The sequence below is a fragment of the Dehalococcoidia bacterium genome (assembly GCA_030018455.1).
Classification (GTDB): Bacteria; Chloroflexota; Dehalococcoidia; order DSTF01; family JALHUB01; genus JASEFU01.
In genome coordinates this window covers 672,374-688,177 of record JASEFU010000001.1, presented here as the reverse complement: position 1 = coordinate 688,177, position 15,804 = coordinate 672,374, and the positions used below count along the sequence as shown (strand labels likewise).

Annotated in this window: 15 protein-coding genes; 3 read left to right on the top strand and 12 right to left on the bottom strand. The window is 65.6% G+C overall.

All coding sequences use genetic code 11. The features are described 5' to 3' along the window. Positions 1–6: 6 nt before the first annotated feature. From QME71_03310 to QME71_03270, 9 genes are all read right to left on the bottom strand, one after another. Complete coding sequence (locus QME71_03310; GenBank protein MDI6857326.1) at positions 7–1,272, bottom strand: ABC transporter permease; 1,266 nt, start codon at positions 1,270–1,272, stop codon at positions 7–9. A gap of 9 nt (positions 1,273–1,281) precedes the next feature. Continuing rightward, a complete protein-coding gene (locus tag QME71_03305; GenBank protein MDI6857325.1) occupies positions 1,282–2,016 on the bottom strand; it encodes an ABC transporter ATP-binding protein in 735 nt (244 codons plus the stop codon). A gap of 20 nt (positions 2,017–2,036) precedes the next feature. Continuing rightward, entirely contained in the window at positions 2,037–4,004 is a 1,968-nt protein-coding gene (locus QME71_03300; GenBank protein ID MDI6857324.1) for an efflux RND transporter periplasmic adaptor subunit, read from the bottom strand. A gap of 359 nt (positions 4,005–4,363) precedes the next feature. Further along, complete coding sequence (locus QME71_03295) at positions 4,364–4,879, bottom strand: nitroreductase family protein (GenBank protein ID MDI6857323.1); 516 nt, start codon at positions 4,877–4,879, stop codon at positions 4,364–4,366. Positions 4,880–4,915: 36 nt separating this feature from the next. After that, the gene (locus QME71_03290) at positions 4,916–5,320 is read right to left on the bottom strand and encodes a hypothetical protein (protein MDI6857322.1); all 405 of its coding nucleotides are present in this window, start codon (positions 5,318–5,320) and stop codon (positions 4,916–4,918) included. Positions 5,321–5,329: 9 nt separating this feature from the next. Next, entirely contained in the window at positions 5,330–6,232 is a 903-nt protein-coding gene (locus QME71_03285) for an alpha/beta fold hydrolase (protein MDI6857321.1), read from the bottom strand. Continuing rightward, the gene (locus QME71_03280; GenBank protein ID MDI6857320.1) at positions 6,229–6,591 is read right to left on the bottom strand and encodes a hypothetical protein; all 363 of its coding nucleotides are present in this window, start codon (positions 6,589–6,591) and stop codon (positions 6,229–6,231) included. Before QME71_03280 ends, QME71_03285 begins: the two co-directional genes overlap by 4 nt. Before the next feature lie 24 nt (positions 6,592–6,615). Beyond that, complete coding sequence (locus QME71_03275; GenBank protein ID MDI6857319.1) at positions 6,616–7,110, bottom strand: glycine/sarcosine/betaine reductase selenoprotein B family protein; 495 nt, start codon at positions 7,108–7,110, stop codon at positions 6,616–6,618. Positions 7,111–7,125: 15 nt separating this feature from the next. Continuing rightward, positions 7,126–8,013 (bottom strand): amidohydrolase family protein, encoded by an 888-nt coding sequence (locus tag QME71_03270; protein ID MDI6857318.1) that lies wholly within the window; start codon positions 8,011–8,013, stop codon positions 7,126–7,128. Positions 8,014–8,182: 169 nt separating this feature from the next. On the opposite strand from QME71_03270, the gene QME71_03265 reads away from it, so the two are divergent. From QME71_03265 to QME71_03255, 3 genes are all read left to right on the top strand, one after another. After that, the gene (locus QME71_03265) at positions 8,183–10,288 is read left to right on the top strand and encodes a diguanylate cyclase (protein ID MDI6857317.1); all 2,106 of its coding nucleotides are present in this window, start codon (positions 8,183–8,185) and stop codon (positions 10,286–10,288) included. A 76-nt stretch (positions 10,289–10,364) separates the two neighbouring features. After that, positions 10,365–11,450: a DUF2961 domain-containing protein gene (locus QME71_03260; GenBank protein ID MDI6857316.1), complete on the top strand. Its 1,086-nt coding sequence runs from the start codon at positions 10,365–10,367 to the stop codon at positions 11,448–11,450. A gap of 80 nt (positions 11,451–11,530) precedes the next feature. Beyond that, the gene (locus QME71_03255; protein MDI6857315.1) at positions 11,531–12,592 is read left to right on the top strand and encodes a M23 family metallopeptidase; all 1,062 of its coding nucleotides are present in this window, start codon (positions 11,531–11,533) and stop codon (positions 12,590–12,592) included. 164 nt (positions 12,593–12,756) lie between these two features. On the opposite strand, the gene QME71_03250 is transcribed toward QME71_03255, so the two are convergent. The 3 genes from QME71_03250 to dnaJ form a co-directional block, all read right to left on the bottom strand. Beyond that, a complete protein-coding gene (locus QME71_03250; GenBank protein ID MDI6857314.1) occupies positions 12,757–13,509 on the bottom strand; it encodes a 16S rRNA (uracil(1498)-N(3))-methyltransferase in 753 nt (250 codons plus the stop codon). A gap of 1 nt (position 13,510) precedes the next feature. Continuing rightward, the gene (prmA, locus tag QME71_03245; protein MDI6857313.1) at positions 13,511–14,419 is read right to left on the bottom strand and encodes a 50S ribosomal protein L11 methyltransferase; all 909 of its coding nucleotides are present in this window, start codon (positions 14,417–14,419) and stop codon (positions 13,511–13,513) included. 197 nt (positions 14,420–14,616) lie between these two features. Further along, entirely contained in the window at positions 14,617–15,729 is a 1,113-nt protein-coding gene (gene dnaJ / locus QME71_03240; protein ID MDI6857312.1) for a molecular chaperone DnaJ, read from the bottom strand. Positions 15,730–15,804: the final 75 nt, after the last annotated feature.

The following is a 15,804-nucleotide window of genomic DNA, read 5'->3' as shown; positions in this document are numbered from 1 at the left end:
CGGGGGCTACTCGTGACGGAGGGCCTCTATCGGGTTCAGGCGCGAGGCGCTGTATGCGGGATAGATCCCGAAGAACAGCCCGATGCCGACGGAGACGGTGAAGGCGACGATGATAGAGAACGGCGTCACGGCAGTGTGGAGGTCACGGCCAAAGACGTGCTGCCCGTCGGCGAGACGCGCCGCCAAGACGCCGAGGAGGATGCCTGTCATCCCTCCGAGCAGTGTGACCGTCAACGCTTCCACGATGAACTGAAAGAGGATGTCCGCCCTCTTGGCCCCGAGCGCCTTGCGGATGCCGATCTCGCGCGTCCTCTCAGTCACGGAAACGAGCATGATGTTCATAATGCCGATGCCGCCCACAACGAGAGAAATGCCGGCTATGCTGCCGAGGAGGACAGTCAGGGTCTGGGAGACTTCGGTGACTGTGGCCACAAGGTCTTCCTGAGAGCGGATTGTGAAATCGTCTTTGGTGACGTTATGGCGTTCTCTCAGTAGCGCCGCTATCTCCTCCTTGGCCTGCTCGAATTTGCTTGAGTCGGTCACCTTTACCGTGATCTGATGGACGTTGCTTAGCCCCTTGGGATGTCTGATGTACGGGATGCGCGCCTGCATCGTCGGCAGAGGGATGAGCATGAGGTCGTCTTCGTCGCCGGTGGCGGTGGCGCCCTTGCGCTCCATCACGCCGATGACGCGAAAACTGAAGCTGAAGTAGATGCGGAACGCCCCCACCGTCATCCTGACTTGCTTGCCGATGGGGTCGATATCGCCGAACAACTCCTCGGCCACGTTGGCTCCCAGGACCGCCACAAGACCCTTTCGGGTTACGTCTTCGTCACTGATGAACTGCCCCCTGGCGACGTAGTGGTCGCGCGTGAACTGGTAGTCAGGGGTGACGCCCGTGCAGTTGACGGTCATGCTGTTCCCGCCGCTGCTGACGGGGGCCTCAAAGAACACCTGAGACGTGACGCTCTCCACATAGGGGAACCGCTCCGGATCGTTGATCGCGTCGCCGTCGGCGCTCACCAGGGTATAGACGCTTCCCCCGGTGGGATTTCCGCTAGCATCCTGGGCTTGGCCGGGGCGGATGAAGAGAAGGTTGCTGCCCAGGCCTCTGATGCGGTCGGTGATGCCCTTTTGGGCGCCCTGACCGGCGGCCATCAAAGCGATGACGGCGCCCACGCCGATGATGATGCCCAACATGGTGAGCGACGACCGCAGCTTGTTGGCGGCCAGGGCGCGAATCGCGATGGGGATCGTATCGAGAACGTTCACCGGCGGAAATCAGAAGGGTTCCATACCACCGACCGCCTGCCCGACGGGCTCGGGGGCGGGGATGGGCCTGGGAAAGTTCGCCTCGTCTCCGACAATCTGTCCGTCACGCAATCTAACGATCCTGCGGGTGTGGTCGGCCACTTCCATGTCGTGGGTGACGAAGACGACGGTCATGCCCAGCTCACGGTTGAGGCTCTCGAAGATGCGCATTATTTCGACGCTGGTAGCCGTGTCCAGCGCGCCGGTCGGCTCGTCAGCAAGCAAAATGGAGGGCCGTCCGACAATGGCGCGGGCGATGGCGACGCGCTGTTGCTCGCCGCCGGAGAGTTGCGTGGGCCTGTGATGGATCCGGTTCGCGAGGCCGACGTCGGCGAGAGCCTGCTTCGCTATCCGGCGCCGGTTTCGGGTCCCGCGGTACGTGAGGGGCACTTCGACCTGCTCGACGGCGGTGAGGCGCGGCAGGAGGTTGAAGCTCTGGAAGACAAAGCCGATCTTCCGGTTGCGGATGGTGGCGAGGGCGTTGTCGCCAAGGGTGCTGACCTCGTACCCGTCCAGATAATACTTCCCCGCCGAAGGGACATCGAGACATCCGATGATGTTCATGACCGTCGACTTGCCCGAACCGGAGGGCCCGATTATGGCCACGAACTCGCCGTCCTGTATCTCCAGGCTGATGGAGCGGAGGGCGTAGATCGGAACGTCGCCTGTCCGGTAGACCTTGCTGATATCGGTAAGCCTGATCATGCTGCCTTCTCAACCACTCCTTATCGGATCCCTTCGGGCAGCTCCTCCTTGTTCTCATTGCCTGCGTTTTTCGCCGCCGCCGCCCCGCGCAGAGCCACCACGTCACCTACACTGAGGCCGCTGGTTATCTCGGTGTTGTCGCCGTCGCTCAGTCCGGTCTGGACAGGCCTCATCTCAACCTTTCCATCGACCACGACCTCGACCACCTTTTCTCCTCCCCGGCTCCGAATGACCGCGCTGGGCACAGCGACAACGTCGGCCCGTTGCTCGGTAATGATCGACGCGGAACCGTTCATTCCTGGCGCCGGCCTGGGGCCCTCGCCCTGATTGATGTCGCCGAGTATCTGACACTTGACCTTGTAGATGATGACTCCTTGTTGCGTTTCGGGCGCGAGGCCGACCGCGTACACGCGCACGGGATAGACCTTGCCGGGTATGGCATCGAAGATGACGCCTCCCACCTGACCAACCTTGATGCTTGGCAGCTCTGTTTCGCCGACGTTGAGCTCGAAGGCAAGCAGGCCGGGGGTCAGGATGGTGACGGCGGGGGTGGCGGAAGCGGTGGAAACGAATTCGCCCACCTTGACTGACAGAGCGGCGACGACGCCGTCGAAGGGCGAGACGAGGCGTGTGTCGTCGAGCGCCTTCTGCGCCTTTTCAAGCGCGAGTTCCGCCTGGCGCACCTCTTCCTCCTGGAGCGCCATCTCGGTAGCGGTCGCGCCGTCGAGCAGTTCCGAGCGGGCGTCGATGGCGGCTTCGAGGCCGGCGCGCGCGGAGTTTACGGCCGCGCGCAGATTGGCGATTGTGCGTTCGGTGGGGCCGAAGACAAGTTCGTCGAGGGCGGCCTGGCTGGCGGCGAGAGCGGCGCGCGCGGACGCCACGGCGTCCTCGGCAGCGGCGATGTCTTCGGCCGAGGCGCCCTCCCTCAGCTCGTCCAGCGCGAGCTCGGCGGCGTAGAGCGCCGCTTCCGCCGTCAGCACCGATTCCTCAGCCGTCTCGAGCGACGTGATGGAGTTGCGGTAGTTGGTGCTGGCGTAGACGAGGTCGCGCGTGACTTCTTCAAGATCGGTGAGGGGCTCGGCGGTGGGCCGGGGCGTGCGGGTAGGAGTCGGTTCGCCGGTGGGTACGGGGGTAGCGGTGGGGGTGTGGGTGGGTGTGGGTCCCGGCGTTTTGGTGGGGGTCGGCTCCGGCTGGATGTGTTCGAGGAGGTCGTCTATCTGGTCGCTGGTGAGCGGCTCCTGGTAGTCATTGCTTTCCATATCGATGCAGACGTCTTGAAGGGACCCTTCGACCTCGCAGTAGCGTTCGGCGGCGTACTCGAAGGCGCTCTGGGAGTTCTCCTGGTCTTCTTCGGCGTTGTCGCGCGTCCTGATCGCCCGCGACAGCGCGGTCTCCGCTTCGACGACTCTTGCTTCGGCGGCGGCGAGGTCGGCGTCGGAGGCGCCGTTCAGGAGGGTGTTGAGCTGGCTTTCAGCGGACGAGAGCGCTGCCTTGGCGCGGGCGACGGCCTCTTCGGCTGCGGTCAGCTCCGGTTCGTCCGGGGGGTCGAGCGCATCGGAGAGGTCGTTCTCGGCCTTGGTGAGAGCGCTGCGCGCGCTTGTGACGGCGTCCTCGGCGGCGCTGAGTTCGGCGGTGGTAGCGCCCTCTTTCAGTTTTCGGAGACGGAGGCGCGCCGCCTCGAGGCCCGATTGGGCGGTTTTCACTGCATTTTCCAGCTCATCGGCCTCGATGGAGATCAGGGTTTGCCCCGCCTTGACCTCGTCGCCGAGCTTGACGTGGATCTCCTTCACCCGGCCGGGCACGGGAAAGGTGAGGGCGGCCTCGTTTTCGGCGACGGCGATGCCGGAGGTGATCATCTGGGCGCGAAGGGTCATGGTGCCGACGGTGTAGGGCTCGAAGGGCTGTTCTTTCGTGCCGCCTTCGGCGAAGAAGAAGCGCTGCACGAGGAAGGCGCAAACAGCCGCCGCGACAAGGGCAAGAAGGAACACCAAAACGCGCCAACGCCGATTCGGTTCGAGGTCGTGTAATTCCGGTTGCTGCATGCCTCCGCCCACGCCACCAGTTTACAGAGATATCTGTATCAGGAAGAGAAAGGCGCGTCAAGTACAGGGCATCGCAAGCAAGGCAGGGAGAGCATCGATTCGCGCCTCCCCGAGGCGAATGGCCCGGTTTCTGATGCGGGCGGCGTGGCGATTCCGGGGTGTGGAACGCACGCGACGCGGGTAACGTGGGTGTGGGGCCGCCGCGCCCGCGCAGCGGGCGGAGCCTGCGCAGCAGGCTCAGGGGGCCGCAGGCACCCGGCGGCGGCCCCACATCAGCGGCACCCCGAGCGCCTCGCTGTCTTTCTTCACATGCTTCGCGCCAGCTCCTCCAGCCGCCGCCTAGGCGTCGGTTCCGGCCTCTCCGCCGGATAGCCGAGCGGAAGCAGCGCCACCGGCAGCTCGTCCGAGGAGCACCCCACAATCTCGCAAACGGCCTCGTCGCGGAAGGCGCCCACCCAGCACGCGCCCAGTCCCAGATCGTGCGCTGCGAGCTGCGCGTAGGCGCAGGCGATCGTCGCGTCCTGAACGCAGTACAGCGCCCTCCCCCGCGAGCCGTACTTCACCGCCGAAAGCGACGGCCGGGCGAGGAACACGAGCACGATCGGCGCCTCGCTCACGAAAAGCTGGTCGTAGGCGGCGCCGGCGAGCGCGCGCTTCGCCTGCCCGTCCCGCACAACGACTATGCCGTACGCTTGCAGGTCTCCGGCGGAGGGCGCGCGGTTCGCGGCGTGGAGCACCAGCCGCAGCTTGTCGTCTTCCACCTCCCTCTGCTGATAGGCGCGCACCGAGCGTCTCTCATCGATCAGCTTTGCGAATTCCATGCTCGCTCCTCCTCATCCGCGGCCGCCAAGCCCAGCTCAGGGTGGCGTGAACGGCAGCCCGTACAGTCCCACCATCCGGTTGAACCGCTCCAGCGTCCACTCGCCGCCTACCCCCTCGACGACGCGCCGGAGGAAAAACCAGATATCGGCGTCGATGTCGTCCTGCTCCGGCGTCGCTTCCAGTTCTGGCATCAGGAGGAAGATCTCGAGGCCGCTCGGAAAAGCGCCCCCCGTGCCGCCGAGAAACGCGATCTCGTACAGACGCCCCCCGTCTGATCGGAAATAGACCCTGCGTCTGGCAGCGACATCCGCCGGCGTGAGCCGGAAATGACGGCGCATGAACTCGCCGAACTCCTCGTAGTGGCGCAAACTCGGCTCCCGCAGCACCAGCTCCCTGCGGTACTGCTCCAGCGCCACATCCGGCGCGTCTAGAAACTCCATCGTCTGCTCCTACGAAATCGATGCCGGGAACGCCATTATCTGCTCCGTTATCTCCTCCGGCGCGTCCTCCTGAAGAAAATGCCGCGCCTCGTGGATAACGTAGGGCTCGTCCGCCTGCGGCAACGCCGCCTGGAACCTGTACGCTAACTCCACGGGGAAGACGATGTCCTGCTCTCCCCAGATGATCTTCGCCGGCACGTCCAGGTCGCCGAGACCCCGCGATATCCGGGCCATCACCTCATAGGCAGCGTCGCCGGGCTGCAGCGGTATTGAGCGCGGGAACGCGAGGATGCCCGTGCGGGAGTCGTAATCGGGAAACGGGAAGCGGTATGTTTCCAGCACGGCTCCCGAAATGCGTTCACTGTGGAAGACGCCCATCGCCAGGTTGGCCTCCACCATCAAGTTCCGACGCTTCAAGAGCAACTGCCCGAAGATGGGCGCGTGCAGCAGCCGCCACGGGTAGACCGAGCGGTGAAAGCGGGAAGCGTCGGTGAACGCCCACGTGTTCATGATCACCAGCGTGCGGACATTAGAGCGTCGGGCCAGCGCATAGCCGAGCCCAATTGGGCCGCCCCAGTCCTGCATCACCAGCGTCACGTTCCGCAGCCCCAGTCCGTCCAGAAGCGACGTTAGGATCGCCGTGTGGTTCCGCAGGCTGTACGCCGACTCGTCGGCCGGCTTCTCAGAAAGGCCGAAGCCCACGTAGTCGGGCGCGACAACGCGATAGCGCTCCGCCAGCGGCGGGATGAAGTTACGGTAGAGGAGCGACCACGTGGGGTTGCCATGAAGCAGCACTATCGGCTCGCCGGCGCCCTCGTCGAGGTAATGCATCCAGCGTCCGTTCACCCGTTTGTAGTTGCTCCTAAACGGGTAGAGAGCGCGGACAGCGGCCGGAAGCTCCGGAGGTATCATTGATTCGAGTTGTCTTTGCCTGCGCGCCGCGCTTCCGCCTGGCGCCTCGCCTGCTCCCGCAGGAACGCTATCACCGGCGCGGGCTCCGGCGGATGCCACGCCCTCTTCCAGTGTTCGAAGTCCGGCCACTCGAACGGCAGCTCAACGACGTTGTTCGGTTGCTGCGCTTCCTCGAGCGCCTGCAAAGCGCCGCGAATTACGGCAAGCTGCTCGTCGCGGTCATGCGCGTGACCCACGGTATGTCCGAACGGGAACTCGATCCCGACGATGCGCGGAGTTCCGGAAGCTTCGGCGAGAAAGGGCATCATCGTCAAGAGGACCGTGCTGATCCCTGCCGCCTCGATTGCGCGCGCCAGCACGGGCGCGTTCCGGCAGCAGTCCGGTCAGACGGGCGTGATGAGCGCCGCGTCCACCGCCTCCTCTTTCATGCGGGCCGCGATCTCGGGGCCGTAGCGGTCGCGCCACTCGTCCTGGTTCCACTGGAACCCCATCAGCGAGTAGCTGCTGGGCGCCAGCGAGCCGATTTCCCCCGCCTCTTCCAGCTCCAGGAAACGGTGGATGGGGAGGACGATGTTCACGTCCTCCTCGATGTCGCTGGTGTTTATGTGAAGATGCGCGACGCCGATCTCCTCCTGCCGCACGTCCCTGGGGATGACCCGATACGTCGGGTCCCCCCAGAAGGGCTCCCGCCGCTCCCTTTCGACATCGAACGGCGGTTGCTTTCCCTTCACGTACACGCCTCCAGTAGTGACGACTGAGAAGCGGCACTGATTCAAGGGCTTCTTCAGAGGGGCCCAGGGCACCTCTTGCTTCTCGATCGGCCGCGCCCGGTAGTACGCGGCCATCGACGGCGGCAGCCACTTGAAGCTATCGACCATGCCTTGCCGTTCCAGCTACAGGCCGAGAACGCGGCGGGCGTTCCCTCCCAGGACCAGGCTCTTTTCCGCATCGGAAAGCGGCAGCGACTCGATGCGCTCCGCATCCCGAAGCGGGTGGAACCACGGCCAGTCCGAGCCAAAGAGCACACGGTCAACACCGATCCGCCTGATTACGTCCGCCGCCTCCTCGTCCGACATCGATTGCGGCTCCACCGTGCCGTTGACGGCTGCGGAGCAGTCGAAAAAGAGGTTCGCGTGCTTTTCCGCCATCGCGATCGACTCTTCGACGTAGCCCTGGCCGAGGTGGGCGACGACGAGCGTGAGGCGCGGAAACGCCGCCAGCACCCGCTCGAACGCCCGCGGCCGCGAGTGGTCCGACGTCTCGGGGTCGCCGAGGAACAGGCCGCCGTGCGAGATCACCGGCAGCCCCAGCGACTGCGCCTCCTCGTAGGCAGGCCACAGGTTGCGGTCGTCGGGATTGAAGCGCTGCGCAGAGGGATGAAGTTTGATACCCCGCGCCCCTTCGCTCGCCCGCGTGCGCACTTCCGCAGCGGCCTCGTCCGGCCCCATCGATGGGTCGAGGCTGATAAACGGCACGAGGCTGGGATGATCGCGGCCCACCTGACACGTCCAGGCGTTGCGCCGCTTCATCCTCTCGACCATCTGGCGCGCCACCTCCTCGTACGGTCCCTTCCCGGAGGCGAGGGCGGCCTCTCTCATGTCCGCCACAGGCGTCATGTTGACCATCACCGCCTTATCGATGCCGCCCACCGCCATAAGGGCCAGGAGTTCCTGCACCGTGCCTGCGCAGCCGCTGAAATTCATCCCGCCCGTGGCCTGCAGCCCTATTTGCGGCGACGGATAAGTATGGACGTGAGCATCGATAACAGTCAGAGCGCTCATTTCCCCTCTTTCGGCCCCGTTGCCACGAGGCGGCTCTACGATAGCAGATAGCGACGAAAGGACAAAGAGCGCCGAAAACGCCACGGCCTGAAGCGATTACGGTAAGCGCCGTGTGCAGAAGACGCAATCTGTATCCGATTATGCTCAGGTGACCACTTGAGCTTTACAAATGAAATGGACACTGGATAAGCAGCTCCTGTTGCCGCTGGCCGCCGTCTTCGTGCTGCTGACCATCGCCAGCACGTTCGTCGGGTTGCGACTATCGAGTCACAACGCGCATGAGATGGTCCGCGATCAGCTCAAGAGAAGGAGCGCGGCCATTGAGCTGCTGCTGACGCAGCAACAGCGCGATCTAATGGGCCTCGCGAGCTCGCTCGCGAACACGTCGGAGGTCCAGGCGGCGGGCGCCGGCGGCGATACCTCCCCCGTCGACGGCTACTTCATTCCCGCCATGACCGTCGGCAACGTCGACGCCCTTCAACTGATTACGCGCGACGGGATGTCGGTCGCGGGGGTGGGGCCTCTCCCGCTCGTAACGGCGGCCGAACTTAAGAGGGCGCAGAGAACCCCGGTCTTCTCCACTATCACGGCGTTCGACGGCTCACTCTGGCTTATCGGCCTCGCGCCTGTCGAACGGGAAAACTCTCCCCCAACCTCCCTCGTGCTGGCAGGCAAGCAACTCGACCGGGACATGCTCGACACCATCGCCGGCGTCCTGGGCGCCGAATTGACGCTGACGGCAGGCGAAGTTTCCGTCGGCTCGACGGCTGCGACGGCGCCGGACGCCGGGGCTCCCCCGCCCGCCGGGGAAGCCGTCATAAACGGCTCTTACGGCATTCTGACCACCGATCTGCCTATCGGCCCGCCCGGCGCAGCTTCCCTTACCGTTTCCATACCTACCGACGACATCACGACCCGCATCCGCACTACGGCGATGACGGTCATCGGGCTCGTGTGGCTGGGAGGTTTCCTGTTCTCGTTGGTTGTCATTTTCGCGGCCAGGAGCGTCACCAGGCCCATACACGGACTCGTCCTGCATGCGCAGAGAATAAGCAAGGGAGCGTACGGACAGACCATCCCGGTGAAGGGGGTCGAGGAGATCCGGGCGCTGAAGCGAAGCTTCAACCAGATGAGCCTCGCCCTCTACCAGAGCTATCAGGAACTCTCCAATCTGGCGAATACCGATGCCCCGACCGGCCTCTGCAACCATCGCTATCTTCAGGAGAGGCTGTCCAGGGAGATGGAGCGGGCCAGGAAGCGCAACGAGCCGCTCGCGGTCATTCTCATAGACATCGATGACTTCAAGCTGTTCAACTCCACTTATGGGCATGCGGCCGGCGATAAAGTGCTGAAGCTGGTAGCGGACATCCTCATCTCGCTGGTGAGAGGCGAGATGATCGTCGGAAGGCACGGCGGCGACAAGTTCATGATCATCGCCCCCGGCAGCAACCGGCGAAAAGCGATGCTGGTGGCGAAGCGCATACGCCGGCGGTTGATAGACCAGGGCATTTATTTCGACGGCGGCCAGCGCCTCCCCCTCCGCGTCAGCATGGGAATAGCCGTCTTCCCCCAGGACAGCGCGAACAAAGAGGAGCTTCTCGCCTACGTCGACGCTTCCCTGTTCGAGTCCAAGCGCGCGGGCGGCGACGCCATAACTCTCGCCAACCGCAACCCCGGCGAGCTCTACGCCTACCAGAACACGACCCTCGGCGTGCTCGACGGCCTCGTGCAGGCGGTCGATAAGAAGGACCGCTACACGAAGTCGCACAGCGAGGAGAACGCGGAGTACGCGATGATGCTCGGCAAGGCGCTGGGACTGTCAGAGGACACGCAAAGCGCTCTGCGCATCGCCGGCCTTCTCCACGACATCGGCAAGATAGGCATCCCCGACCACATCCTCAAGAAGCCCGGGCCTCTCACGCCGGACGAACGGGAGATCGTGCGCCGCCACGTGGTACTGAGCGACCTCATCATCAAAGGGGTGCCGCATGCCGGCGACGTGTCGGACGCCGTCATCAACCACCACGAACGCTGGGACGGCACGGGCTACCCGCGCGGCCTCAAGGGCGAAGAGATCCCCTTGCTGGGCCGCATAATGGCGGTCGTCGACGCCTATTCCGCGATGACGTCCGACCGCCCCTTCCGCAAAGCGCAGAGCCATGCGCACGCCGTCGCCGAGCTGCGCGCCAACGCCGGCACCCAGTTTGATCCGGCGCTTGTCGACACCTTCGTCAACCTCATGGAAGCGCGCCTGGCCGAGAAGGCTGCCGCCTGACCGTCTGTCCCTTCGCCCCACTGATCGCTATCTGCTAGACTCCCGTCGAGACTTCCACGTTCAAGGAGTGCGAACGATGATCGGGTCATCTCTGGCGGATATCGCGCGCCTGCGGCCGGGAAGGCGACGGCGGGCGTCGAGCTGGGACAGGAGCGGCGGTAACGCCGATTTCGTGATCATTCGCGGCGGCGAGACGGCGACGCTGTGCGACATCGAGGGCGCGGGGATAATCCGCCACATCTGGTGCACGATGGCGACACGCAACAACCCCTTCTACCCGCGCACGACGCTCCTCCGCATGTACTGGGACGGCTCGGCGTCGCCCTGCGTCGAAGCTCCCATCGGCGATTTCTTCGGCATCGGCCACGGCATCGTCAAGAACTTGTGGTCGCTCCCGCTGTCGATGGGGCCGCAGGACGGCCGCGGCTTTAACTGTTTCTTCCCCATGCCTTACGCCCGCGCCGCCAGGATTGAGGTGGTGAACGAAGCGGAGGCAGGGATGATCTTCTACTACTACGTGGACTACGAGGAGCACGACACGCCGGACAACGGCCTGGGGCGCTTCCACGCCCAGTGGCGGCGCGAGAACCCGACTAAGGGCTGGGGCGAAGGCCGCTTCGATGACGACCTGGAAGCGGGCGTCGTCAGCGAGCTGCGACGGACGGTGTGGTCGACGCCCAACCTCGACGGAAAGGCGAACTACGTCATTCTCGAAGCGAAGGGCAGAGGACACTACGTCGGCTGCAACCTGAACGTCGACTGCTTCCAGCGGGAGAAGAACGACTGGTTCGGCGAGGGCGACGACATGGTCTTCATCGACGGCGACGTCTGGCCGCCGACCCTGCACGGCACGGGCACCGAGGACTACTTCAACACCGCCTTCTCGCCCCGGCAGGAGTACTGCACCCCTTACTACGGCGTCACCGTCTACAGCGGCACGCCGGAGTGGCCGTGGAAAGGGAAGAACTCGATGTACCGCTTCCACATCGAAGACCCGATCATGTTCGAGCGGGAGATCCGGGTCAGCATCGAGCACGGGCACGCCAACAACCTGAGCAACGACTACTCGAGCACCGCCTACTGGTACCAGACGGAGCCGCACGCCCCCTTCCCACCGATGCTGCCCGTCGAGCAGCGGCTTCCACGCCCCGACCGGGAGTAAGAAGGGCCGGGTTTTGCGCGTCTTCGAGGGAACGGCTAGAATTGGGAAAGCTTGCGGATGTTAGGCGGGGAAGAGGCGGCATGAGGATCTCGGCGCGAGGAGCGGTCTGCGCGGCGGCGGTCGGAGCGGCGCTTTTCTTTCTCGCTTGCTCCGGCGCGTCGGAGGGCGAGGAAGCGCTGCGGGCCGCCACCGCCACGAAGGCGCCGTCGCGTACGCCCGCGCCCCTGGCGACCGCCACCCTCGAGCCCACGCCGGAAGCGACACCGATCCCCAGCCCTGAGCCATCGCCTGTCCCCCCTGTCGACACACCCGCCACCCAGCCTACGCCCGCCCTGGATCCCGCCGGCGTGCCGGTCATCGAGCTGCTGCCGCCGGACATCGGACAGGGGGAGTGCGCGACGATAAGACTGTGGGGCCGCGGCGCCGCGAGCGCTTCGGCGACGTTCGCCGGGCGCCTCTACCCGCTGGTCGCCGACGGCGGGTACTTCTGGGGCGTGCTGGCGACGGGCGCCTTCCAGGAGCCGGGCGTCTACCCGGTAACGGTGCAACTCTTCCACGCCAGCGGCGGCCTCTTCGAGACGCTGGAAACGCAGATAAACGTCGTCGATATCCAGTACGCGGTGGAGAACATCGACCTGCCGCCGGAAAGCTCGTCGCTGCTCACGCCGGAGCTGGCGCAGCAGGAGGAAGCAATACGGGCGAACGTCTTCGCCCTGTTCACCCCGCAGAAGCTGTGGTCGGGGCCCTTCATCTATCCCGTCCAGGCCGTGATCGTCAGCCCCTACGGCATCGGGCGCAGCTATAACGGCGGGCCGGTGACCGGCTATCACCACGGCGTCGACCTGGCAGGCAACGAGGGTGACTGGGTAGCGGCGTCGAACAGCGGCCGTGTGGCGTACGCGGGGCCGTCGCCTATACGGGGTGACACCGTCATCATCGACCACGGCGTCGGCGTCTTCAGTTGCTACTCCCACCTCTCGGCGATGAACGTGCAGGCGGGGCAGATGGTGAACAAGGGCGACCTCATCGGCGCCGTCGGGTCGACGGGGATGGTGACGGGGCCGCACCTGCACTGGGAGATCGTGGTGCGCGGCGTGGAGATGGACCCCATCCCGTGGACGCTACAGACCATCGGCCCGTAGAGACAACGGGATGGGGAATGTAGAGGAAGGCTTCAGCCTTCCACGTCGCCTCGATTCACAGGGACAGGACGTGGAGGGCTAAAGCCCTCCGCTACGTTGTCGTTAGTCGTCTCGATTGGCTGAGACAGGACGTGGAGGGCGAAAGCCCTCCGCTACACTTTTCGTCAGACGCCCAGTTCGCCGCATTCGTAGAGCACGGCGGCAACCGTCGCGATGCCCGCCGTCTCCGAGCGCAAAATGCGCGGCCCCAGCGAGACGGCGCGGACGCCCAGCGCGAGCGCTTCCTCCACTTCCGCACGCGTGAACCCACCCTCCGGCCCGATGAAGACGCCGACCAGCGGCCGCTTCCCGCCTTCCCGCTGCGCCAGCCCCTCTCGCAGGACGGCACGCAGCCCAAGCGTCCGCTCCTCTTCCCACGGCAGCAGCCGCAGCCCTCCGGGCGACGCCAGCGCCTCCGAAAGCCCTACCGGCGGCTCGACCGGCGGCAGCGCGCTCCGTCCGCACTGCTCCGCCGCCTCCCTCACGATGCGCTGCCAGCGCTCCCGCCGCCCGAGCCGCTCCGTCCGCGGCCGCACGACTCCTCGTTCCACCAGCAGCGGCACGAACTTCGCCACGCCCAGCTCCGTGCCCTTCTCCAGCACCCACTCAAAGCGGTCGCCCTTGATGAGCGACTGGTAGAGGACGATCTCCACCGCCGGCTCCGGAAGGCCGCGACGCTCCCCAACGACCCGCGCCGTCGCCCGCGAGCCGTCGACGCTCTCCAGCACGGCCTCACACTCGCGCCCGGCGGCGTCGACGAGGATGACGCCGTCCCCCGCGCCCAGACGGAGCACGCGACGCAGGCGATGCGTCAGATCGCTCTCCAGATCGACCGTCTGTCCGGCGCTCAGCTCCAGCGGGACGAAGAACCTGCGCATCTCAACTTTCGAAGACGAGCGTCCGCCAATCGCCGTCCGCCATCACCTCGACGATGCGCGCGCCGGCGCTCTCAAGCGCGCGGCGGCACCCCTCCTCTTTCTCGTCGATTATACCGCTGACGATGCCGACGCCGCCCTCCCGAAGCGCGGCAACAAGGGCGGGCGCGAGACGGACGATGGTATCGGCGTTGATGTTGGCGACGAGACAATCGAAGGGGCGAAAGGGCGGCGAGGCGGGCCACTTCTCGCCCACGCTGCCCGGCCGCACCGTCACCTGCCCGCCCACTCCGTTCAGGGCGACGTTCTTCTCGGCGACAGCGATTGCCAAGGGGTCGGTGTCGAGCGCGACGACTTCGCGGGCGCTCAGCTTCGCGGCGGCGATGGCGAGGATGCCGGAGCCGGCGCCCAGATCGAGCAGGCGGCAGCCCGCGCGCACGCGTCTCTCGAGCGCGACCAGGCACATGCGGGTCGTGGGGTGCTGCCCTGTCCCAAACGCCATGCCGGGATCGAGCCGGATAACGACCTCTCCCGACCGCGCGCGGTAGCGCCGCCATGCGGGACACACGACGACACGCTCGCCCACGCGCTCGATATCGAAGTAGCGGCGCCAGGCCTCCGCCCAGTGCTCCTCGCGGACGACGCGGCCGCGGAGGCGGGGCAGAGGGCCGGATAGGTCGAGACGCGCGAGGTCGCGGCGCAGGGCGCGACGAAGAGAGGGCAGATGATGGTCCCGGCGCAGGTATGCTTTGACGAAGCGCGGCCTGTCGGGATCGATGACGGGCGGCTCGTCGCGCGAGAGCAGCGGCTCTTCGATGGCTACGCCGCCGGAAGAGTAGCGCCGCATGACCTCGGCGACGGCTTCCACGTCGCCGGGCGCGACGGGCACCGCTATCTCAACCCATTCAGCCAATGGCGGCTCCAGTTGGCGCGACATGCTATCCACGGCGCGCATCGAAAACACGAAAGTGTAGGCCAGGCTTCCAGCCTGGCCGCCAATTGACCCCCGAGCCTGAAAAGGCTCGGCTACGTGTTTGTCGCCGGATGCCTGGGCTCGCACTGCCTGTCCTTCCTCGAGCCCCCGGTGGCGCATCCAGGCGGGCAAGATCTTTACCCGCCCAGCGAGTCCTTTATTCTGCCAATGAAGCCCTTGCCGTCCTTGCCGTGCTCCTCAGCAAGCGACGCCTTCAACTGCTCGAGCAGCCGCTTCTGCTCGTCGCTCAGCCGCGTCGGCGTCTCGATCCGCACCCGCACGAACATGTCGCCGCGGCCGCCGCCTCGCAGGTGGGGCACGCCTTCCTTCTTCAGCACGAAGACGTGGTCGTTCTGGATGCCCGCCGGTATCTTCAGCCGGCGCTCGCCGTTGAGCGTCGGCACCGGCACCTCGTCGCCGAGGGCTGCCTGCGCGAAGTTCAGCTTGAGCTCGTACACCAGGTCGTCGTCCTCGCGCTTGAAGAGCGGATGGTCCTCGACCTCGAACAGGACGTACAGGTTACCCCTGCCGCCGCCGTGGCTACCCATCTCGCCTTCGCCGGTTAGGCGCATTTGCCAGCCGGTGTTGACACCCGCCGGCACCTTGACCTCCAACCGCCGCTTCATGCGCTCGCGGCCGCTACCCCTGCACTTGTGACAGGGTGTATCGACGACGCGGCCCTCGCCGCCGCAGCGCTCGCAGGTGGCGATGTTGACGAACTGTCCGAAGATGCTCCGCTGGTAGCGCCGCACTTCGCCGCTGCCGCCGCAGTTGGGGCACTTGCGCGGGTCAGTGCCCGGCTCGGCCCGCAGCCCCTTGCAGGCGGAGCACGCCTCGTGCCGTACCACCTCGATCTGCTTATCGCAGCCGAAGACAGCCTCCTCGAACGAGAGCGTTAGATTCACGCGCAGATCGGGGCCGCGCTGCGGCTGGCGGCGGCGCGATGCGGTGCCGCCGAAGAAGGCATCGAAGATATCGCCGAAGCCTCCGAAATCAAAGCCGTCGAAGCCGCGCACGTACGGCCCATCGATGCCCGCGTGCCCAAAGCGGTCGTAGGCGGAGCGCTTCTGGGGGTCGGAGAGGACCTCGTAGGCCTCATTGATCTCCTTGAACCGCTGCTCCGCGTCCGGCTCCTTGCTGCGGTCAGGATGATGCCGCATCGCCAGCCGCCGGAACGCCTTCTTTATCTCTTCAGGCGTCGCGTTGCGGGGAACGCCCAGCACGTCGTAATAGTCGAGTTTCGTCGTCATCGGTCTATTATCGGTATGGGAGCGATTCGGGCATAATGGCCCGACCTTTAATGATAGCAGACACGCGCCTTGCTT

What these genes read in the sequence shown, in the direction of transcription:
- QME71_03250 (MDI6857314.1), bottom strand. Translation starts at nt 13,509, where the DNA reads ATGCGCAGGTTCTTCGTCCCGCTGGAGCTGAGCGCCGGACAGACGGTC.
- QME71_03260 (MDI6857316.1), top strand. Translation starts at nt 10,365, where the DNA reads ATGATCGGGTCATCTCTGGCGGATATCGCGCGCCTGCGGCCGGGAAGG.
- QME71_03265 (MDI6857317.1), top strand. Translation starts at nt 8,183, where the DNA reads ATGAAATGGACACTGGATAAGCAGCTCCTGTTGCCGCTGGCCGCCGTC.
- QME71_03305 (MDI6857325.1), bottom strand. Translation starts at nt 2,016, where the DNA reads ATGATCAGGCTTACCGATATCAGCAAGGTCTACCGGACAGGCGACGTT.
- QME71_03290 (MDI6857322.1), bottom strand. Translation starts at nt 5,320, where the DNA reads ATGGAGTTTCTAGACGCGCCGGATGTGGCGCTGGAGCAGTACCGCAGG.
- QME71_03275 (MDI6857319.1), bottom strand. Translation starts at nt 7,110, where the DNA reads ATGGTCGATAGCTTCAAGTGGCTGCCGCCGTCGATGGCCGCGTACTAC.
- QME71_03295 (MDI6857323.1), bottom strand. Translation starts at nt 4,879, where the DNA reads ATGGAATTCGCAAAGCTGATCGATGAGAGACGCTCGGTGCGCGCCTAT.
- QME71_03255 (MDI6857315.1), top strand. Translation starts at nt 11,531, where the DNA reads ATGAGGATCTCGGCGCGAGGAGCGGTCTGCGCGGCGGCGGTCGGAGCG.
- QME71_03285 (MDI6857321.1), bottom strand. Translation starts at nt 6,232, where the DNA reads ATGATACCTCCGGAGCTTCCGGCCGCTGTCCGCGCTCTCTACCCGTTT.
- QME71_03270 (MDI6857318.1), bottom strand. Translation starts at nt 8,013, where the DNA reads ATGAGCGCTCTGACTGTTATCGATGCTCACGTCCATACTTATCCGTCG.
- dnaJ (MDI6857312.1), bottom strand. Translation starts at nt 15,729, where the DNA reads ATGACGACGAAACTCGACTATTACGACGTGCTGGGCGTTCCCCGCAAC.